The organism is Oribacterium sinus, from assembly GCF_014202695.1.
GTDB lineage: Bacteria > Bacillota > Clostridia > Lachnospirales > Lachnospiraceae > Oribacterium > Oribacterium sinus.
Genome location: NZ_JACHHH010000009.1, coordinates 36,276 through 58,038, shown reverse-complemented (window position 1 = coordinate 58,038; position 21,763 = coordinate 36,276). Strand labels below are relative to the sequence as shown.

Here is a 21,763-nt window from a genome sequence, read left to right as displayed (position 1 = left end):
GGTCACAAGGCCAGCCTATCGGTATGCCTCGGAGAATCTACTCACTAGTGTTGCTTTGGTTCTAGCAAAAAATTCGCAGGAATACACTTCCCTTTTCTTACACTTACAGGGGGTGTAAGTTTGGTGTAAGTGGAAAAAAGGCACAAAAATAGGCGCAAATTCCGGAAAATTCATTTTCCAAAATCTGCGCCATAGGCATTTTCAAAACTATTTTTAAAGTATCTTTTAGAGATGTGCCGCCAGTAAGAAAAAGAAAAAAATCAGTAAAGCGTAAAGAAGAAAGTAGGCTCTATGCATTCGCATAAGGGGGAAAATGCTTCTAACCCGATCTTTCAGGAAAGAAAGCAACCATACCACCAGCACAACAACATTTACCCCGTGTACCAAGAAGGTGCCCAGTCCTGCTTTAAAGCAAAGAATGGCATAGAGGGTGCTCAGCACGAAAACGATGGGGAAAATAATGATAAAGGAACCGGCACATTCCGCATTGAACTCCACTGCAAAAGGAGAACAGGAGGAAAACCACAGGAAACCGTAGATGAAAAAGAGCGCTACGGCAAATCCGGGAGACAAAAGTAATGTCCCCTCTCCTCCATGCATATAGCCGTAAACCAAAACCAGGAGGATTCCTATCGCATTAAAGGTCATATTGAATATCATATGAAAGCTGTTGGCAATCACATGCAAACGATCCATTTTCTTGGTATCCGGGTTCTCCTCACTGGCACAAAATGTATGCATGGGTTCCCTGGTAAAGAGAAAAAAGCTGTGCACAAAGGTTACCAGCATATTAAAGGCCAGGGAAATGTTGGCCACAGGGACAAAGTGTCCCTTTCCCACATAGCTTGCAAAGTCCGGAATACTTCTTAGGAAAATGTAAAAGGCCATAGAGGAAAAGGCTCCTAATAGGTTACAGCCCAAGGAGTAAATGATGAGCTTGGGGGACAAATCATAGCGCCCCATTCCGGGAGTCACTCTCCGGCTATCTCCGTATTTTGCAATATATGGGATATCTTTCAGCTTAACCTCCACTGCGGGGTTCCTTTGACAATAAAAAAATACCGCTATTGCCGTATCCAATAGTCCCAAAAAGAAGGGGGAAACCGCCAGAATAAAACTCAAAGTAAAAAAGGCAAAGGGCGGAAGCTGGATGCACTGCAAAAATACGTCCAAGGTATTCATTTTCCCTAAATGCAATACGAAGAACACCAAGGCAATCACGCCTATGGTAAAGAAAAAGCAATTTCTGTTCTCCAAGATTTTCTTCCCCAAGGGGTTCTCTGCCGTAAAATCCGCTCCCCGAGGCTCAGGGAGAAGGGGGCCGGGCTGCTCTGCTTTCGGAAGCTCCATTTGCTGAGATTGATGCAGCAGCATATCTATAGGCATATCCATTGATGAATTCACGGAAGAATCCACCGGAATATTCATAGGAGGCTCTACAGTCCTATCCGCGGAAGCATCAGCAGATGCTTCTCTGATTGCATTTTCCTCCGTAAGCTCCTGTGGACACAGGCAGTTGTCCAGCCCATACTCTAAAAAGCGAAGGGCATAGCTTTCCAAGTCCTCATCTTCATTTTCAGAACCGGGAAAGCTAAGCTCTTCCCTTTTCAAAAACTGACGCAAATTTCGAAGAGTATAGGCTGCATCCTGCTGTTTAAAGCACTCTGTAAAACATAGAGAAGCCGCAGTTTTTAATCCGCGATACCCTTTCCGCTTACCCTGTTTGATTTCACTGATTCGGGTCTCGGTCATATTTCCTTCACGAACCTTATTAAAAATAGAACACATGGCCTTTTGGGTCACCCGTAATTCTTCGTTTATATAGCGGAAAATATCTCCTTGGCAGACACTCCTCATAACCCAAAAACTCCTTCAGGTAAAAAATCTTGCAATTTCAAGCTTGTTTTCTTATACTGCGTATTCTTTGTCCTGCCCCGGAAAGTCCTCTTTAGCAACCCATCCGGCAGCTCAACAATTTGTATATATAATATCTTAAGAAATACTCGTATGTTGTCAATATCCTATGAAGATTTTCCCCCTGTCACGGTAAGAATTTTGTTCCATTCCTTCTCTTTTTCTTTATTTTCTTTAGGATTCTTTAAGGCTGAAAACATATTTTGCTCACAGTTTTCTTGTATCCTATACACAGTTACAGAGATGTAACTAAAGAAAAAAGCTTTTCATACTCAACTCCGGGACCTTCTCCTGAAAATATGGTTTCGGAGTCCCCCCTTCAAAAAAAGAAAGCGGCTGTGAAAAATCACAGTCGCTTTTCTTTTCTGCTTATTTTAGTTACAGGACTATTATTCAAATCAGTAATGCCCTTCCTTGAAATGCCTGTTCGCTTTCAGCTCCGTCTTATCTAGGAAACTAAGCTTTGCCTTTTTTTGTTCAAGAAAAACAGATTAAATAGCAAGATGCTGATATAAAGAATCAGACATGCTCTATTGATAAGATTGGTATGAAAAACGAAGTAGTTTAAAATACAGGCTCCATAAGATAGAAAAAGTAGAGCAAAGGAAAACTGATAGATTCTGTTATCCTTTAAAGATGTTTTTTCGTCCTTCATCCTTCTTTCCAACTGACCAGCTGCTCCTAAGCCAATAATCATGGTCATGCAGAAATCTTTTGTAGCCTGTTCTTTACTAATCAAAAAAACAATAAAGAAAGCTACAGCCACTCCGATGCTTAAAAAATCCCAAACACTAAGCTTCATACCTCCTCCTTTCAATGTGCTCATGACTTCCAAAGCATTTTCTCTATTCGGAAGCTGTCACATATTGTAAAATATTGAATAAATGTCTTTGAGATGATTATATTCCACTAACTTTTTCTTTTCATCTTACATTTATATTAAGCGGCAAAAATAGCTGTAAAAAATCAAAATATAAAGAAATTTTCGGCAATATAGGTCTGAATTGAGGGTAGTCTACGCCAGATACTTGCAAAAGACCGGCGAGCTTAGCGGGAGCGTGCTCGATTTCATGCCTATACTGCTTATAAAATTTTTTGATTTTTTACATCGCTATCTTTCTGCTCTGCATCCGTCTCCTTACGATGCTTCACCTTCTCCCACAAAGTCCGAAAAGCAGGCAGGGAGCTTTCAATGCTTTCATAGGGAATGCAGTAGGACAGGCGGAAATAGCCGGGTAAGCCGAAGCCGTCAGTGGGCACCATAATGATATGCTCTTCCTCCGCCATCTTCTGGAATGCCTCTGTGTCCTCCAAGGGGGACTTCATCAAAAGATAAAAGGCTCCCTCCGGCGGCAAACAGGAAAATCCCATTTCCGTAAGCTCCGTATAAAGAAGCCGACGATTTCTGTCATAAAATCCCACATCCACCTTCACTTCCAAACATTCGGAAATAACCTTTTGGAAAAGGGAAGGGGCATTGACAAAGCCCAGGGTTCTTCCGGCAATCGTAGCAGCCCGCATCAGCTTTTCTCCGTCCTCCACATCTGCCCCGATAGCCAGATAGCCGATTCTCTCTCCCGGGATGGAAAGGGTTTTGGAGAAGGAATAAAGATAAATGCTGTTGTGATAAAGGCCGGGCATAAAGGGAACGGTTCTATCGTCATAAACCAGCTCTCGATAGGGCTCATCGCAAATCAAATAAATGGGATGCCCCACCCTTTCCTCCGCCTCTCTCAGCATCTCCGCCAAGGCCTTTAGCTCTTCTTCCTTATACACCACACCACTGGGATTGTTGGGGTTATTTAAAATCACCGCCTTGGTTTTTCTGCGGATCAGACGGTCTGCCATGCCGATATCCAGAGAAAAATTATCTTCCTTCACCGGAACTACGGTAAGCTTTCCCTTGTAGTGGGAAACATAGGCATTGTACTCCGTAAAATAGGGGGCAAAGCAAAGCACCTCATCCTCTTCGTCCAAAAGACAGCGCATCAAAATATTTAAGCCTCCTGCCGCTCCGGCACAGAGGAGAATCTGCTCCTTCTCATAGGGCAGTTCAAAACGTCTTGTCAGATGCCTTGCAATCTGTTCCCGCACCTCATCATAGCCGGCATTTTTCATATAGCCGTGAATCTCATGGGGATCCTGGTTTTCCAAAAGGCTGATAATGGCATTTTTTACCTCATAGGGCACAGGAGCCACAGGATTTCCCAGACTGAAATCATAGACATTTTCTTTGCCGTACTTCTCGGCCATTTCCTGTCCCAGTTCAAACATCTTTCGAATCGCGGAATTTCCTTGTAAAAGGGGTTCCATTGTCTTTGCCAGTGCCATAATACCTCCCAAAGAGTATGCTCTTTTTCTTTACTGCGTTTCTTGATTTGCTTTGCAATACTTCTTTTGCCTTATTGCTTACTATTTTGTAGCTTGTTCGCTTTTGCTTGCTTTTACTTGCTTATTTTAACGCTAATTCTTAATTTATTGCTTCTATTTACTGTTTCTATTTATTGCTTCTATTTACTGCTTCTATTTACTGTTTCTATTTACTGCTTCTATTTACTGTTTCTATTTATTTCTTTGACTTTGTTCCAGTCTGCCTTTCCTTCTTTTGCCTTTTCAATGCCGCTTCCTTTAAGGCCTTAAAGCTTTCTTCTTCAGAAACTGCATCCGGGTTGTTTCTAAGCATGGTTTTGGTCCACCAATGCATCTTTCCGCTTTCTGCATTTCCTCCGTCTTCCAAAACCGCAAGCTCCTCCTCCATTCTTTCCTTATCCTTTAAGAGACCTTTAAGAAGAGCACCGGCAGATTCTTTCAGATTCCCGGCGGACTCCTTTACACTGCTGGCTGCCTGTCCCACAGCGCCCTTTGCGGTATCCGCCGCAAGGCTTGCTGTACTGATGGTATTGCTGGCCGCCTGGCTGACCGTATTTTTCGCCAGAGAAACGCCGGACTCCATCACATATTTCACGGCAGCCACATTGCCTTCCTTTTGCTGTACGTTTCTGAGCTCTTCCGCTCCCTGCTCCCACTCCTGCTTGGCTTCACCGATGCGGTCGTAAAGCTCTCCGATGGAACGCCGCAGGTTCTGAATCTCTTCGGAATTTCTCGCCAGTCTTCCCAGACGCTCCCGAAGCTCCAGAGCCGCGATGACGGAGAATACCACATCTTCCACAAAAAGGGTATAGAGCATGGTGTCAATGATCACAAAGGTAAGATAGCTCCAATCTGCCGGAATGGAGGAGACAAATTTATGCACCACCTGCATTAAAAAAATCGCCATCAATCCCCATCCTATAGAAGCAAAAAAGCAGATGTAACCACGAAAGTTCAAAGGATTCTGAGAATAATCCCACCAGCGCATATGAAAGATATGATTCATCAGAAGACCGGTGATAAGTTCCAATGCCGTTCCGCCGAAAAATCCAAGCAAAAAAAGATAGAGGAGATGCCCCTCATGTCCATGAGCGAAGAAGACCAAAAGGCAGGATCCCACACCATACAAGGGAATCCAGGGTCCATGGCAAAATCCTCTATTCTGTAAATGACCGGATTTCAGAGAGCAGTAAGAAGACTCGAAGCACCAACCCAGGATGCAATACAGCATAAAGAAGGTCAGCCACTGTAAAATTGTGTATCCTCTCATAAAAACTCCCTTGCTTTAAAAATCATTTTTAGCTATTTTATCGCAGTTTTTCATTATTGTCGAGTTTTTTGGCGTTTTCCAAAATATATGTTCTGAAATACAGCTCCTAAGCGCTCTATGCAAAAGTGTAGGTTTCGGTATTTATGGCATAAGCTATATAATCCAAGCTTTGAGCATAGAAATCTCTTAGAAAGCCGGAATTTAATCCTACATCTTAGATTTACCATCTTTTCTTGCAAAAGCGATAAAGGGATTTTCTTCCCAAAAGAACACAAACTGCCACGGAAAATCCCAGCAAAAACAGAAAGAAAAGAAGCTGGACAAACACAGCTCTTTCTCCCTGAAGGAAATAGCTGTAGCCTCCCATTTTCAAAAATAAATCCCGGAAAGGGCGATGAAAAAGATAAATCACCAAAGAATATTTTCCCCAAAGAGAAAGCTTCCTCTTCAAATTTTCCAAAACTTCAGAAAGTCTAAATTGGTCTTCCCAAGCTCCGGTAAAACCAAGCTTCCGGCCCACAGCAGCGGTAAGGCTCCACTTCCTTCCTAAGATTTTCTTGTGTAAAGGATACTTTCCCAAAAAAGAGAGGATCCAATAGAAAAAATAGGAAATTCCCAAAGCAAAAGGAATATAGAAAATGCGAAGCAGGATGGGAAAGCTTTGAAAAAAGGGAATAATCTCCTCTTTGCTGACCCTTCTGTACCATACTCCATAGAAAATTCGGGTATAGTTTTTTAAACCGGGGAAAAACAGGAGGAAAAGAAGCAGGGAAACTCCCCCAAAGAGAGCAAGGCCGTCTCTTCTTTTCTTCCAGGAAAATGAGGATTGGGAAAGGAGCATCCCGAAATAGAAAAAGGGAGCGAAACCAAAGACCCGATCCAAGGCCAAGAAATCCACAAATCTCCTATTTTGATCCAAATATCCTGCAAACAAGGAAAGAAGAATCAGAAGGAGAAGATAGTATTTTTCTGTCCTGTCCTCCGGATTTACTCCCTTCCCGATATGGATCTTGTTTCTCTTGAAAAAGCAAAGGGGCAGACAGGCTAACTGCCAAAAGAAAAGCCCCAAAAGATACCAAGGGGTAGAGGATTCATGGAGATAATCCGGGAAGCTTCCCTGCCCCCCGTAGCAAAATACATCAAAGGGATAGAGCAAGGTTTTTAAGAAAAAATAGCAGATAAAATAATACAGTAGATTCGAAAAAAGAGAGGAAGCCTTTCTTCCCCTCTTTACAAAGCTTTGTTGAAAAAAATATCCGGACAGGAAGATAAAGGCAGGCATATGAAAGCTGTATATCCCGTAAAAGCTCCGGAAAAATAATGCCATGCCACTATCCTTTACAGGCAGGAGAAAATGTCCAAGCACCACAAGGAAGATTAAAAAGCCCTTGTATCGGTCCAATTCCTCAACTCTCTCCCCTGCCATACTGTCCTTTCTTGTACTGCGAACATAAGTGCTTTTGTTACTGCTATTTACAGTGCTACTACTCCGCTCTCTCTGCTATTCCGAATACCGCTCTAGCCTTTAAGCAAAAATCGGTGCTACCGCCTTTGCATACTTCTCTTTTACCGCCTGAGCCTCTTCCTTATTCTTTCCTAAGGTGGTGTAGTAAGCCTTAATCTTCGGCTCTGTTCCGGAGGGGCGCACAATAATACTGGAGCCGTCCTCCAAATGGTAAATCAAAACATTTGCCTTAGGAAGCCCTGTCTTCTCTGTATCCAGATAATCCACACATTCCTTTACCTTGCTACCGGCAAAATCTTTAGGGCTGTCCTTTCTTAAGGAATCCATAATGCCCTGCATCTTATCCATGCCGGAAAGTCCCGGGAAGGAGAAGCTGTCCACAGAGTTCAAGTAGTATCCATGTTGCGCATAAATCTGCTCCAAACGCTCCTTAATGGAGGAGCCGTTTTTCCGGTAATATGCCGCCATCTCACAAATCAGCATGGAGGCCACCACCGCGTCCTTATCCCGCACCGCGGTACCGGACAGGTAACCATAGCTTTCTTCGAAGCCGAAAATGAAGCGATTTTCCTCTCCCTTTTCCTCCAAAAGCTTAATCTGCTCTCCAATCCACTTAAATCCGGTCAAGGTATGGCGAAGCTCGATGCCATAATACTCTGCCACCTTATCCGCAAGGGGGGTACTGACAATGGACTTTACCGCCACCGGTCTTTCCGGCAGGGTGCCCTCGTCCTTACGGCCTTTCGCAATATAATCTAAAAGCAAAACCCCCATCTCATTTCCGGACACCAGCTCATAGCTTCCGTCCTGACAACGCATGGCGATGCCCACGCGGTCTGCATCCGGGTCTGTCGCCAGCATCAGGTCTGCATTTTTCTCCTTTGCCAGAGCAAGTCCCTTCTCCAATGCTGCAAAAATCTCCGGATTTGGATAGGGGCAGGTGGTGAAATAGCCATTAGGATACTCCTGCTCCGGCACAATACTCACGTCCTCGATACCCATTTCCTTGAAAATGCGGGTTACCGGCTCTAATCCGGTTCCGTTTAAGGGTGAATAAACCAAAGTAAGACCTGCATCCTTGCAAAGTCCGGGATGCACCTGCTGGGAAAGGACAGACTTATAAAATGCTTCCTTACAATCCTCTCCGACGAAACGAATCAGCCCCTCTTCTACAGCCTTGGCAAATTCCATGGTCTTATAGCCGGTAAGTACATCGGTTTCCTGAATCTTTTTATAAACCTTTCCTGCTGCTTCGTCAGTCATCTGGCATCCGTCACTGCCGTAGGCCTTATAGCCATTGTACTCCGCCGGGTTATGGGAGGCAGTCAGCATAATACCCGCACTGCAATGATAGTATCTGGTGGCAAAGGACAGGGCCGGCACCGGCATCAGGGCATCATACATCCGAACGGTAATGCCATTTGCCGCTAAAACCTTCGCCGCTTCCTTGGCAAAGGTCCACCCTTTCAAACGGGAGTCGTAGCTGATAGCTACCAGCTTTTCCAGCTTCTCCTCTAAGATATATCTGGCCAATCCTTCTGTAGCCTGACGCACCACAAAAAGATTCATTCTGTTGGTTCCTGCACCCAGGGTTCCTCGGATTCCCGCGGTACCGAACTCCAAAGCTCTTGCAAAATGCTCTTTGATTTCTTCCTCCTGCCCTGCCATGCATTGCAGTTCTCTCTTTAAATCAAAGTCCTCTAACTCCGCTGCCATCCAGCGCTGATACTCTTTTTGATAATCCTGCATCTTCTTCGTCCTTTCTGCATCCTGCCTTTTTTCCGCTCTACTTTACCATGGAAGACAGAGAAGAGGCAAGAATATCGTATAGAAATGATGGAGCAAATGATATATCCCAAAGATATAAAAATGATAGTGTCCTAAAAACTTTCTCCATAAAAATGTCTTTCTATAAAATTTCTTTCTATAAAATTTCTTTCTATAAAATGTCTTTCCATAAAAATCTCTCATTCTTCTATAAAAACTGTTTATAAAAAAGCAGTATACAAAAATCATCCCCATATTGTTAGCTTGAACTAACCGTTATATAATATCTAATGACTACATATCTATTATTTTGTCATTTTATATAGTGAACACTAACAATACTTAGGAGGCACCCATGAACGTTTACAAAAAAGTATTTCGCTACGTTCCGGAAAAAACTGTACCGGGAATCCTTTCTATCCTGACTTCCCTCCTTTCCGGAGTGATTCTGGTCTACGCCTATATGCTCCTCTACTTCTTTCTGGAAAACCTAATCCTTTTCCGAGACGAAGGGCAGAGCTACATCTTGAGTCTGAAAATCGTACTTGCTCTTACCCTGGCAGGACTTTGCTATCTCTTCTCCGGTGTCTTATCCCACATCTTTGCCTTCCGCCTGGAGACGAATCTCCGAAAAAAAGGGATTGAGGGCTTGGCATCCGCTTCATTTCGTTTTTATGACCTGCATTCTTCCGGCTATATTCGAAAAACCATTGATAGCAATGCAGAGAAAACCCATCAGGCAGTGGCCCATATGATTCCGGACAGTGCCCAGGCTTTTCTTGTGCCTCTCCTCAGCTTGGCTCTTGGCTTCTTTGTGAGTCTTCGGGTGGGCATAATTCTCCTGCTTCTTGTTCTTATTAGCGGCTTCTTCCTACAGAAAATGATGGGCGGCAGCCAATTTATGAGCTTGTATCAGGAATCCTTAAACCATCTCAGTGCAGAAACCGTGGAATACGTTCGGGGCATTCAGGTCGTAAAGCTCTTCGGAAACCGCCTGCAAAGCTTCAAAGCCATGAAAGAGGCCATTGAAAGCTATGCAAAGTACGCCTATGAATACAGTATAAGCTGTAAAACGCCCTATGTTCTCTACCAATGGATCTTTTTAGGCTTAATTCCGATTCTGTCGATTCCCCTGTCTTTTCTCCTTGTAAAAGAACCCCATCCCGAAAAAATCATCATCGATTTGATTATGATTTTCTTTCTGGACGGCGTCATCATGGTGGCTTTCATGAAAATCATGTGGTCCGGCATGTACATTTTCAATGCAAACTTTGCCATCGAGGAAATGGAAAAGCTCTACAAGGAAATGCAGGAAGACCGCCTACAATACGGCAGGGAAGAAAAGTTCCCAAATTACAGTATGGAATTCCAAAATGTAGATTTCTCCTATGGAGACAAGAAGGTTTTGGAAGGCCTTTCCTTCCGCTTGGAAGAGGGAAAAAGCTATGCCCTTGTGGGGCACTCCGGTTCGGGAAAATCCACCATTGCAAAGCTTTTTTCCGGTTTCTACAAAGTGGATAAAGGACAGATTCGAATCGGGGATCTCCCCATTGAAAACTACAGCAAGAATGCCCTGTGTAAGGCCATCTCCTTCGTTTTCCAGGACAGCAAGCTTTTCCATAAGACGATTTATGAAAATGTGCTGTTAGGAAAGCCGGATGCTGCTGCAAAAGACGTCCATCGGGCTTTGGACTTAGCCGGTTGCAGGGAAATTCTGGAGCGTTTTCCCGAGAAAGAAAATACCTTAATCGGTGCAAAAGGCGTTTACCTTTCCGGTGGCGAAAAGCAGAGAATCGCCATTGCCAGAGCCATCTTAAAGGATGCTCCCATCGTGATTCTGGACGAAGCCAGCGCCTCCATCGATGCGGATCAGGAGTATGCCCTGCAAAATGCTTTTAAGAATCTGATTCAGGGGAAAACCGTGATTATGATTGCCCACCGCCTTTCCAGTATTCAGGGACTCCATGAAATCCTTGTTTTGGAAGAGGGAAAGATCGTGGAACGGGGAAACAGTAAAGAGCTTCTGCAAAAAGACAGTCGCTATAAAAAGCTCTGGAAACTGTATCAAACTACGGAAGATTGGAGGATAAACAAATGATGAATTGGTTCAAAAAACAGTTCTCCCTTACGGAGCAGGGCGCAAAAAACCTGCAAAAAGCCAGCCTCTACTGCTTTCTTACTTACTGTATCAATATGGGCCCCGTTATGCTTTTACTGTATATCGCGAAGCTCCTTCTGGAAAATGCGGGTAGGAATGCCTTCACGCCATGGGAGCTGATTGTTCCGGCTTTCATAATCCTGTTCTTCCTCTACCTCCTGCTTTCCAAGGAATATGTCTGTCTCTATAACGCGACCTACAAAGAATCGGCGAATCTGAGAAAGAACATTGCGGAAACCCTGGCAGACCTGCCCATTGCCTATTTTTCCCGGCATGACTTAAGCGATTTGTCGGAAAGCATTATGTCTGACGTGGAAAGGATTGAGCACGCCTTAAGCCATTCTGTTCCCAAAATCGTAGCCATGTTTTTCTTCTTCCCGATTATGGGGATTCTGATGTGCTTCTCAAACTGGAAGCTGTCCCTTGCCACCCTTCTCCCTACGATTTTCAGCTTTCTTTTAGTGCCCTTATCCAGAAAGCTCGTGCTACAAAATAATCAGAAGTACTATCATCTTTTGCGGGAAAATGCGGAAGCTTTCCAGGAACATATCGACCTGCATCAGGAAATCAGTAGCTTTCTCCCTGACAGGGAGGTTAAAGAAGCCTTATTTCAAAAAATGGACCTGCAAGAAAAGCTCCACCTAAAGACGGAAATGGGCTCCTTTATCGTCATGGGATGCTCTTCCATTTTTGCTTTCTTAAGTGTGGCCACGGTGATTTTCGTCGGTTTCCCACTCTATCAAAGCGGCAGTATTTCCATCCTCTACTTCTTAGGCTTTATCATTGCCTCCATGAAATTAAAGGAAATCTTCGACATTTCCAAGGAAAGCCTGATGGAGATCTTCTATATCGCACCGGCGGTGCAGCGCATCTCCGAAATCAAGGCGGCAAAGAAGCAGGAAGGGCTCAGTACAGCCCTTTCCGACTTCTCCATTGACTTTCAGGATGTGTCCTTCTCCTACAATGAAGACAGGACGATTCTAAAAGACGTCTCCATGTCGGTAAAGGAAGGAGAACTTTTCGCTTTAGTAGGCCCCTCCGGCTGCGGAAAAACTACCATTTTACGCTTGCTCTCCAGACTTTATGATGCAAAGTCCGGAAAGATTTTCATCGGTGGAAAAGATTTACAAAACACAGCCACCGACTCCATTTTCCAAAAAATCTCCATAGTCTTTCAGGAAGTAAACCTCTTTAATACCACCATTCTGGAAAATATCCGTCTGGGAAGAGGGGATGCCACGGAGGAGGAAGTGCGGGAAGCGGCACGTCTTGCTAACTGCCTGGACTTTATCGAGAAGCTTCCCGATGGCTTCCAAACAAGGATCGGAGAAAATGGCGCAGAGCTCTCCGGCGGAGAAAGACAGCGGCTTTCTATCGCCAGAGCCTTCCTAAAGGATGCTCCTATACTTCTCTTAGATGAAATTGCCGCGAATCTGGATATTGATAACGAAAGAAAAATTCAGGAAAGCCTCAGCAGCTTAATCCGCGGAAAAAACCGAACTGTCATCCTTATTTCCCACCGTATGAAGTCCATCGAGAAAGCAGACCGCATCCTGGTGCTGTCCTCCGGAGAGGTGGATGCAGTGGGTACCCACGAAGAACTGCTGGAGCACTCCAAAGTCTATCGGAATCTGGTAGAAAAGAGCAGGCTTGCAGAGGAATTCAGCTATTAAAACCGTATCGAGAAAAAATCCAAGACCTTGTGGCCTTTTTAGAAAAGGGAAGACTCTGCAAGTTATTTTCCCGAGAGGATTTTCTGGCACTTCCGGAGGAAAATATCAAATCCATGGGGCTTCGCGCAAGAACGAAACCAAGCCTTTCTCTTCCGGAATGGAAAAATGAAGGAGCGCTAAGATATTATAAAGAAGAGGGCTTTGCCTCTTTTTCCTTTGGGAAAATTTACGGTATTGTGGGAGAAAACGGAATTGGCAAGTCCACCTTTCTTCGAAAGCTCAGCGGCTTAGAGAACGAAAAAGGTAGCCATTTTTCTCTTTTCGGAAAAGAACTCTCAAAAAGACAGCGTCTTGCTCTTTCCGCGATGGTTATGCAGGACGTGAATCAGCAATTATTCGGAGACTCCGTGGAAGAAGAGATGGAGCTGGGAAGGGCAGGACAAAGGCGAAGTCTGAAAGAGAGAAGCGAGGGGATAATAGACGAGCGAGGAAACGAACAAAACAAGTTAAAGCCACATCATGCGACAAAAGAAGAACTCCTTAGCGCACTGGGACTTTCCGCGCTAAAAGACCGCCATCCCATGAGTCTTTCCGGCGGTCAGAAGCAACGTCTTGCCCTTGCCGCAACCCTCTATCAGGAGGCAAAGCTTTTCTTTTTTGATGAACCTACCAGCGGCATGGATCAGAAAAATATGCTTCGTATCGCCGGCCTCTTAAAGTCTGCCATTCGAGAGGATCGAATCTTCTTCATTGTGTCTCACGACTACGCCTTCTTACAGGAGGTGGCGGATGAGGTGGTGGAAATATGCTTACTCAATATTGGTGGTTTTCAATCTGGTTCCAACCTTCTTAACCGCTAACTCCAAATCCAGATCATGCAATCCACCATAAGCTTTTATCAAATAATCAATCGGCACGTTTTTAATGACTTCTCTGCTCGGAATATTGTAATACCATTGATAGTAAGCATAGAATTCACCTATCCAATCGGGCACAAAACCTTTCATAGAATCACCTTTTTGTAACGTAAAACCATCTGTTTTACAGAAATAATTCCATAATTCAGAATTATCCATAGTATTTACGTAAGCTTGCCCTTCGTCTATGCTTTTTCTGGTTTTGCTGTTCATATAAACCTGAATAAAATCAGCGGTATCTTTATCCGGAAAATTCTGTGCCACAAAATCAAAAAGCTTTCCCTGATTCTCTACAACATCTCCCAAATAAGCTTCTGAATATGCCTGCATCTTCATTACCCCTCTAATATCGTACTAAATACATTCGCAACCTTATTCGCATCGGAATCCACCAGTTTGCGCATTTTTTCTCTTGCACTTATATCTCTCGCATTATATTTTTCATTGAATTCTCGAAAATCCACACAGGTCAATGCCTCTTTTACTTCAGCCAGTTTTTCATAGGCTCGTTCAGATTTTATGCAGTATTGGATCCCTAGCCCACCTAAAGACAAGAGTTCCTCCAGAATTTCAACATCTATATTATCGCGGACAAACTCTCTTGCAATGTAGAAATACGAAGCATTTGCCCTCCAGCCTTTAATCACATCATAATGTTCAGAATTAATTCCATATTTTTCAATAAATTTTTTGGATAAAATCCTGTATCTTTTCGAATCCGCTGCATCTCTATGTTTCATCAGCTCCGCTAGCCACGAAAGAATATTATACTCTTGAAAGTCTAAGATTCTTAGGTCTGTTATGTCCAGACTAAATTTATGAACCCAACCATTCCGCTCATCCGGTCTGCAAACCGCCCATTCTTTTGCAAGCCTAAGACTTTCTGTAAGATAGAAGCCTTTCCCATAGTCATGTTTTTCATCACCTAAACCATATTGTGGGGAAACCTGCCGGTTGGGACTACCATGATATAAAATAATTCGCTCCATTCGCAATTCCTCCTAAACAAACATCTTTTCCAAGAAAGACTTTTTAATGATTTTTAGCTTTTCCAACTTTCTCTGATGAAGATCATCTGTAAATCCCTTAAAACCGTATTCTCGGTGTTTTCCGATTATTCATAAAGTCTTGTAGCATAGTGTCCGGAAGGCTGTCGATTCCACTCACATTGCCCTTATTGTAGCTTTTTTCTTTATCCGCTTCAATAAGCCTTCAAAAAAGGCCTTAATTACGTTACTGTCAAGTAATCGTTGGCAACTCTATCATATAGACTTATGAATGTCTTGTTCCAGTTTATGTCCTTGCAAAGATTTTTGCCAAATGATTTCCTCCCTGAGATAGTGTGCAAAGTGGGAAAAGTTTGTAAAGTGGAAAAAGTGCGTTCAACTTTTCACACTTTTCACGATTATCTCATTTTTTGTGGAGAGAAAAAAATGACAGGTTATTGACCATTTACGAAAAAAATATGATTTTGAATATCCATCTCATAGTTTATTCCCCTTTATTTCTTGGTCTTATCCTCTAAGCTTTTAAGCCCTATAGAATTTAGTTTTTCTAGTGATCCAAGCTGTGTTCTTGCTAGTTTTCTAAGTTCTATCATTCTTTCTTTTTGTTCCATACCTTTGCTGATTAAAACAGCGTTGTAGCTTTCCATATTTGCAAGCACCAGTAACTCATTCAGACTTGCATAATCTCGCATATTGCCTTTAAGTTCCGGATTTTCATCACGCCACTGTTTGGATCTCTTGTTAAATAATGCAACATTTAGCATATCTGCTTCACTTGCATACTTATAGGATAGTTGCTCATTTGTTAAATCAGCTAATAGATATTCCTTGATAGCATCTGTATGGATTTTGTAATTAATCTTTGAAATTTCCCTATTTAAATTCCAACCAAGTGATAATCTGGAATTTTCATCTGATTTAAGTCTCTTGTAATCTTGAATAATATACAGCTTAAACTCCGGTGATAACCATGATGCAAACTCCATCGCAATATCATAGTGTGCATATGTGCCGCCATATCTTCCTGCCTTAGCTATAATTCCAATAGCATTAGTAGATTCTATCCATTTTTGGGGAGTCATAGTGAATCTATTTAATCCCGCTTCATTTCTAAACGTGTCGAATTGCACACGGTTAAAATTTTCGTTATTGAGAGCTTCCCACAATCCTATGAACTCCAATGTGTTTCGGTTTCTCATCCAATTTTGAATAACAAATCGTGGATCATCACTATAAGAGAAAAGATATCCTAAACTTCGCTGTGCAATGCTTTTCCGGAATAGGAATCCTCTGCAATTTCTGCCTCCTATAACGATGCCTTAAATTTGTTAAAATTAAATAATGTTCTTATTGTAACTTTTTTCTTTATCCCCTTCAATAAGCCTTCAAAAAGAAGGTGGAAATACTGCCCAAAGCCCCACTGCCGTGCTATACTGAAAAAGTCAGAATACAAGAAGGAGTGTAAAGCAATGACTCTTACAAAAATGGAATGTCCCAACTGTCACGGCACCTTAGAAATTCCGGAGGGGATGAAGGAAGGCTTCGTTACCTGCGAATATTGTAAAACCAAGGTCTACATTGAGCCTACCAAGCCGAATATCACCCAGAACATTCATATTGATAATGTCAATATGGGACAGCAAAGAAGTGCTCCTCCAGCAAGGCAGGAACTCAGTGCAGTACAGACGATTGTCCTTATAGGTACAATACTATCTGCCATCTTCATACTTTTCGTCAGCAACACATTTCGTGCGCCTCATAAAAGCGTAACTCTGACTACGGCAAAGTTTCGTACTGTGCCGGAGGATGAAACCGTAAAAAGCTTCGTAGAATCGGCCTTCGGAAAGAGCTTGAAGGATATTACAAGAGAGGATTATAACTCCCTCGCTTTCCTGTCCATTCATAAGGTCAGCAATGCCGGTTCCGACCAAACGGAGAAGTGGCGGTTTGACTATGCAAAGTCTATGAATGAGGACGGCACGGCCAAGGATCCGGAGACGCTTTATTTTCCTATAACAGATACCATCGATGAAGCGGATATGCAGATTTTTACAGGTCTAATCAAGCTCTCCTTGGGATATCAAGTGCATTTCGACTATAGCGCCAACGCCGATGCGAATACTCTAAAGAGTCTGATCAATCTCCGCTATTATTCCGGAGAAAATGAGAACTTTCAAACTATCTCGAAGCTTTTCGCGAATCCCGAGCAGATTCTTGGACTCTACAACATTACTTTGGACGATGATGCTACCGATGATTCCTACTCCGACGAGAATACAGAAGAGAAAGACCCGGACGCACCCTTTAAGGCATTTTCTTCTCTGGAAGAGCTTACGGTTCACGTAGATGATGACTATAGCAAAGGACTACTTTTCCTCCGGAATTTTCCCAATCTAAAGACCCTTGCTCTGGGGCTTTATGGAGATACGCCCACAGATCTTTCCCCTCTTTCTTCTTTAAGTAGCCTAAGCAATCTGGACTTACTGGGAACGAAGGATTCTACCGTGGAAAATCTCGGGGTGCTTTCCGGTATGCCCCAGCTGGAACAGCTTTCCTTACGGAATTTAAAGGATGTGAAGGACTTAAACTTCGTGCAGAACATGCCGAAATTAAAGTCCTTGAACTTGGAAGATCTTTCGATTTTGAATCTGGACGGTTTATCGGGGCATCTTTCCTTAAATAGCCTCTCCATTGACTGCTCTTCTCTGGAAAATGTCAATGCGCTAAGCACCCTCAGTTCTTTACAGACACTTTCCATCAGCTATCACACGTATGATGTTCCCGACTTACACGGGTTAAGCGCGCTGGAAAATGTGAAGTGTTATTCCATGGACCGAGATTCCATTTCCCACATGCCTTCCATAAAGAATCTCACCATCGATAACTATGGTAGTGAATACAGCGCCGATTTCCTGCAGGGAATGAATGCTTTAACGAACCTTACCATCATAGGAAACGGCATTATCGATGAGGTGGAGCCGGACCTCGGGTCTGTCCTTCGGGCACTTCCCTCTCTTTCAAGGCTGGAATTTCAGGATTCCCCCTTCAGCCGTTATAAGGATTATACAGAGACGTTTACGAATACCGGGGTCAAAGAACTTCTTTTCACCCCGAACAAAAAACAAGCAGCAAGTAGTGACCCTGTCCTTCCCGTTTCCCTAAGCCGCATGGCGGATGACAACACGGTGGAGAGCCTGACCCTCACACAGGCTATTCTTAGGAATATAGATAACGAGTCGGAAGATTTTTCCGCCAATATTAAACCTTTCCTTTCTCATTACAAGGCCTTAAAGAGTCTCGATATCAGTAATAATAAACTGCAAAGCCTGGATTGTCTGGATGGCCTGACCAGCCTGGAGGAAGTGGATTTTTCGAATAACTATATCTCCGACATTTCCGTTCTTCGGAATCTTCCGAACCTAAAGAAGGTGAAAATGAGCGGAAACCCCATCGTAAATGCGGAGTTGCTGCCGGATTCGGTGGAAGTAGTGAAATAAATTATTTGTCATAATAATGTGAACCGCACTGCATAATTTCTATATTCTTTTCCGTGATGCGAAATACAATTCTATTTTTTCATCAATATGAACACTCCAATAGCCACTGAGGTCTCCCTTCAGTGGCTCCGGTTTTCCTATGCATTGATAGCCATTAATCCACCTCTATCAAATCATGTTCCTCTAATGTACTCTTGCCTGAACGCACACTCTCGATACGTCTTTTTAACTCCTTTATATTACTTTCACTATAAAATGGATCCACGGAAACATCAAAAGGAATTCTATGTTCCCTTCCCACCTTCTTTGCAAATATGGTAAAAGCAGCGCTCATACTCAATCCCAATTCTGTACATACCTGCTCCATATTCTTTTTATCTTCTGCATCCAAACGAAAGTTCACATTTACCGCCTGTCCCATAGCTTCTCTATTCCTTTCTTATCAAAAATTTCGTATTTTCTATTGTAATGCAAATGTAATGAATATTGCGATATATTTATTTTATAGTTTTTCAAGAGTGCTGTAAGCAATAAAATAGATTGACTAATTTTTATATAGGTGGATTTTATGTTTTGCATTACAGATTACTTTAATGACTTTAAAATATTTTCTTAAAAAACGGAAAGATTGCTATAATTTAATGCATGTGGTATTCTTTTCTACAGAAGCCAAATGTGAACTTGTAAAACAATATATGAGGAGAAAAATGAGAAAAAGAGCAAAAAAAGCATTGGCATTACTTCTGGCATTATCTTGCAGCTTTTCCACCTATGTTTCTGCAGCAACTATTGCAAATGAGACGGTACTGTCTGAAGGAATAAAGCAAAGTTTTCCGGAAGAAAAGAGTACAACTTATTCTGAAAACGTGATGGAAGAAAATGCACTTGAAGAAGATGCACTTAAAGAAACCGTAATGGGAAAAAATGTAGTCGAAGAAAAAAATGAAATCGAAAAAGAAATTTCGGAAATAGAGTCTGAAGCTACAGAAGAGAACGCATTTTATGCAGAAAAAGAACTTTCCGGTGTGCTTGTTACGGTGCAGGCTGATTCCGGGGTATTTCCAAAGGACGCGACTTTACGAGTAAGAAAGCTCTCTAAAGTTGAGGAACAGAAAGTGGATTCCGCTGTAAAAGAGAAGCTTGAGGAGGATCAAAAAAATCTTGTTCAGAGCGTGATTTTCGATATCTCCGTGCTCAACAAGGATGGAGAAGAAGTGCAGCCGGATAATACGAAAGGGGAAGTGAAGGTTCAATTTTCCAATATTCCCTTTTTACAGGAGGATGGGGAAAAGCAGATTTCCGTGTTTCATCTGGACAGCGTAGATGCAGAGGCAGAGAAGCTCGCGGCAGAAAAGATAGAGGAGAAGGGAAGTGCAGTAGAGGTATCGGCAGAGCATTTCTCCTTATTTGCTGTTTCTTTGGTTAAAAAAGAAAATTCTTTTTCGGATACGGTAGCGGTGGAGCTAGGAGACACAATCAGTCTTTATAAACTGCTTAACTATGATGTTTTGCGTTGTGAAGCGATGAAAGAGACGGATCCTGCTGCTATTCGCCTAAAGCATGACGGGGATGGGCAGGTCGCCATTGAGGCATTGCACGAAGGAATAGCCAGATTGCTGATAACCATAAAAGATGATCTGGGGGAGCAAAAAAAAGAATACAGAATTATCGTACAGAAAGCATCTCTTAGTGGAAGAGCAGGGAAGGAGATTGAATATAGTTTAAGCGGATCCGGAAATGATATGACTCTGACACTACGTGGAAGAGGGGAAACGGATGCATTTGAACTGGCTCCATGGGAACCTTATAAAGATAAGATTCGGAGAGTCATTATAGAAGAAGGAATAGAAAAGCTGCATGTGGAGGTGGAAGCCTTTGGCAGCATGGAACATCTGGAGACGGTGAGTCTTCCTTCTACCTTTACGGAAATACCGGACCATGCCTTTTATCATTCAGAAAACTTAGGAGATGTCACGATTCCGGCTTCCGTGCGGAGGATTGGAGAGAAGGCATTTTACAAGTCTAAGGGAAATGAAAAGAAAAATACGATTATCAATCATTCTCCGGTATTTATGAGTGAGAAAGGAAGCAGGCAGTATAATCCCACGTTTACTTCCGTGCAGCAAAATGTTGCGAAAGAAGAACAGGAAGGTAAAGAGTCTAACATTTCCATGAAAAATGTACAGTTTTATACACTTCCGGAAATCAATAAATGTTTCTTTGAGTTGGAGACGGAAGGGAATGAATATGCAAACTTTTATCTGTATACGACAGAAGATCCAAGCGAAGCGGTTACGGTAAAGAACTTTACAGATGACAGTGGAAGTCTGAATAGAGACCTGAGACTGATCTTTTTTTCAAGCGGAAACGGATGGCGGCTTCCCGGAACAAATAAGACATTTACTTCTTATCTGTTTGATTTAAGGGATACAGGACTATCTTCCTTTCTACCGGGACACACCTACTATTGTACATTTTTAATGAGTCCGGGAGGAAGCACCAAACCATATAGTGAGACGCAATTGTTGCAAAAAGTGATTACGGTATCGGATGAGGCACGCCTTCCTCGCAGCGACGGGAATTTTAGCTGGCAATTAACAGGAGAAAAGAACCCCTATACGCTTACAATAGAAGGTAACGGGCGGATGCAGGGTCTTACTGCAAACGGAGAACTTCGCTCATGGAATAAGCTCTTGCATGCTCTCGGAAGGGAAGCGCATCTGGAATTAAAGGGGAATATTACTGCCTTGGATCCCCATGCCTTGGAAGGTATCACTTACATTAAGAAGGGTTTAGTGTTGCCGGATTCTATCGTAGAAATAGGGGATTCTGTTTTTTATAAAAAATCGATAGGAGGCAATCTTGTCTTCCCGAAGAATTTAAAGAAAATAGGGAATTCCGCTTTTCGTAATCTTTCTTACAAGGGAGATTTATCCTTGCCGGATGGACTGGAAAGTATCGGGGAAAGTGCTTTCCGTGACTTAAAAGAAAGCAATACCATCACGATTCCCTCCTCCGTTACAGCTATCGGGACAGGCGCTTTCTATAAAGATCAGATGAGCTATAAGGGAAAGAATCGTATAGAAAATCACTCTTCCGTGAAAATTGGTACACGATATGTGAACCCGCTTTTTACGGACTACAAGCCGGATGATTCCGGAGAAGCACCGATTCCGTCTTATTCCGGAAGTGGCAATGGCGGCTCCGGCAGAGGCGGTAGTTCCGGAGGTAGTGGCGGTTCCGGAGGAGGAAGCAGTTCAAGCGGTAACAGCGGGACACCGATGGTTTTAGGGGCAGACCGCAATCTGCCGTCCAATGTAAACTGGCAAAGAGACGCAAAGGGCTGGTGGATTTTAAATCCGGATGGAAGCTACCCGAAATCACAGTGGTTATGGATGAATAATCGTTGGTACTATTTTAATCAAGAAGGCTATATGTTCACCGGTTGGCTTTTCTATAACAATGCCTGGTATTATTTTGAAGAAAATGAAGGCAGTGAGCAGGGAAAGATGAGCCTTGGCTGGAAAGAGATTCGCGGCTTCTGGTATTACTTCAGTGAAGAGGTCGGTGCGGAAAATGGCAAGATGCGTACCGGTTGGCAGGAGCTTAAAGGCAAGTGGTACTATCTGAACCCTCAGGCCGGAGCGGATAACGGAAAGATGCTTTTCAATACTAAGGTTCAGGGCTATACTCTTGGCCCGGATGGTGCTTGGCAGGTAGCGTAG

General features: G+C 43.0%; 16 protein-coding genes. 5 read left to right on the top strand and 11 right to left on the bottom strand.

Features of this window, described 5'->3' with window-relative positions; all coding sequences use genetic code 11:
* Positions 1–225 precede the first annotated feature (225 nt).
* From HNQ46_RS08855 to HNQ46_RS08830, 6 genes are all read right to left on the bottom strand, one after another.
* Positions 226–1,857: a hypothetical protein gene (locus HNQ46_RS08855; RefSeq protein WP_183684373.1), complete on the bottom strand. Its 1,632-nt coding sequence runs from the start codon at positions 1,855–1,857 to the stop codon at positions 226–228.
* Between the two features lie 505 nt (positions 1,858–2,362).
* Positions 2,363–2,716 carry a hypothetical protein gene (locus tag HNQ46_RS08850; protein WP_183684372.1) on the bottom strand — a complete coding sequence of 118 codons (354 nt, stop codon included), beginning with the start codon at positions 2,714–2,716 and terminating at the stop codon, positions 2,363–2,365.
* Between the two features lie 281 nt (positions 2,717–2,997).
* Entirely contained in the window at positions 2,998–4,245 is a 1,248-nt protein-coding gene (locus tag HNQ46_RS08845; protein ID WP_183684371.1) for a pyridoxal phosphate-dependent aminotransferase, read from the bottom strand.
* Between the two features lie 235 nt (positions 4,246–4,480).
* Positions 4,481–5,554, bottom strand: a complete 1,074-nt coding sequence (locus tag HNQ46_RS08840) for a putative ABC transporter permease (RefSeq protein WP_183684370.1) — start codon at positions 5,552–5,554, stop codon at positions 4,481–4,483.
* A 220-nt stretch (positions 5,555–5,774) separates the two neighbouring features.
* Entirely contained in the window at positions 5,775–6,980 is a 1,206-nt protein-coding gene (locus HNQ46_RS08835) for an acyltransferase family protein (protein ID WP_183684369.1), read from the bottom strand.
* A 99-nt stretch (positions 6,981–7,079) separates the two neighbouring features.
* Positions 7,080–8,768: a phospho-sugar mutase gene (locus HNQ46_RS08830; RefSeq protein ID WP_183684368.1), complete on the bottom strand. Its 1,689-nt coding sequence runs from the start codon at positions 8,766–8,768 to the stop codon at positions 7,080–7,082.
* A 373-nt stretch (positions 8,769–9,141) separates the two neighbouring features.
* Between HNQ46_RS08830 and HNQ46_RS08825 the strand changes: the two genes are divergently transcribed.
* Genes HNQ46_RS08825 through HNQ46_RS08815 form a run of 3 tightly spaced genes read left to right on the top strand, consistent with a single transcriptional unit; the run spans position 9,142 to position 13,477 of the window.
* The gene (locus tag HNQ46_RS08825; protein WP_183684367.1) at positions 9,142–10,884 is read left to right on the top strand and encodes an ABC transporter ATP-binding protein; all 1,743 of its coding nucleotides are present in this window, start codon (positions 9,142–9,144) and stop codon (positions 10,882–10,884) included.
* A complete protein-coding gene (locus tag HNQ46_RS08820) occupies positions 10,881–12,617 on the top strand; it encodes an ABC transporter ATP-binding protein (RefSeq protein WP_183684366.1) in 1,737 nt (578 codons plus the stop codon). The genes HNQ46_RS08825 and HNQ46_RS08820 overlap by 4 nt, the downstream gene beginning before the upstream one ends.
* A gap of 29 nt (positions 12,618–12,646) precedes the next feature.
* A complete protein-coding gene (locus HNQ46_RS08815) occupies positions 12,647–13,477 on the top strand; it encodes an ATP-binding cassette domain-containing protein (RefSeq protein ID WP_330604572.1) in 831 nt (276 codons plus the stop codon).
* Here HNQ46_RS08815 and HNQ46_RS08810 read toward each other — a convergent pair.
* The 3 genes from HNQ46_RS08810 to HNQ46_RS08800 form a co-directional block, all read right to left on the bottom strand.
* Positions 13,427–13,870: a hypothetical protein gene (locus HNQ46_RS08810; RefSeq protein ID WP_183684365.1), complete on the bottom strand. Its 444-nt coding sequence runs from the start codon at positions 13,868–13,870 to the stop codon at positions 13,427–13,429. The two genes, HNQ46_RS08815 and HNQ46_RS08810, sit on opposite strands and share 51 nt — an antisense overlap.
* Entirely contained in the window at positions 13,870–14,523 is a 654-nt protein-coding gene (locus HNQ46_RS08805) for a DUF3990 domain-containing protein (protein WP_183684364.1), read from the bottom strand. The genes HNQ46_RS08810 and HNQ46_RS08805 overlap by 1 nt, the downstream gene beginning before the upstream one ends.
* A 512-nt stretch (positions 14,524–15,035) precedes the next feature.
* Positions 15,036–15,857: a KilA-N domain-containing protein gene (locus HNQ46_RS08800; protein ID WP_408637141.1), complete on the bottom strand. Its 822-nt coding sequence runs from the start codon at positions 15,855–15,857 to the stop codon at positions 15,036–15,038.
* Positions 15,858–16,010: 153 nt separating this feature from the next.
* Here HNQ46_RS08800 and HNQ46_RS08795 point away from each other — a divergent pair, with 153 nt between their 5' ends.
* On the top strand, positions 16,011–18,038 hold the full coding sequence (locus tag HNQ46_RS08795) for a leucine-rich repeat domain-containing protein (protein ID WP_183684363.1): 2,028 nt from the start codon (positions 16,011–16,013) through the stop codon (positions 18,036–18,038).
* Between the two features lie 39 nt (positions 18,039–18,077).
* On the opposite strand, the gene HNQ46_RS12295 is transcribed toward HNQ46_RS08795, so the two are convergent.
* Positions 18,078–18,161, bottom strand: coding sequence for a hypothetical protein (locus tag HNQ46_RS12295; protein WP_334298774.1), 84 nt, complete (start codon positions 18,159–18,161; stop codon positions 18,078–18,080).
* A 31-nt stretch (positions 18,162–18,192) separates the two neighbouring features.
* On the bottom strand, positions 18,193–18,459 hold the full coding sequence (locus tag HNQ46_RS08785; protein WP_007158091.1) for a type II toxin-antitoxin system RelB/DinJ family antitoxin: 267 nt from the start codon (positions 18,457–18,459) through the stop codon (positions 18,193–18,195).
* A gap of 286 nt (positions 18,460–18,745) precedes the next feature.
* Here HNQ46_RS08785 and HNQ46_RS08780 point away from each other — a divergent pair, with 286 nt between their 5' ends.
* On the top strand, positions 18,746–21,763 hold the full coding sequence (locus tag HNQ46_RS08780; protein WP_243155893.1) for a leucine-rich repeat protein: 3,018 nt from the start codon (positions 18,746–18,748) through the stop codon (positions 21,761–21,763).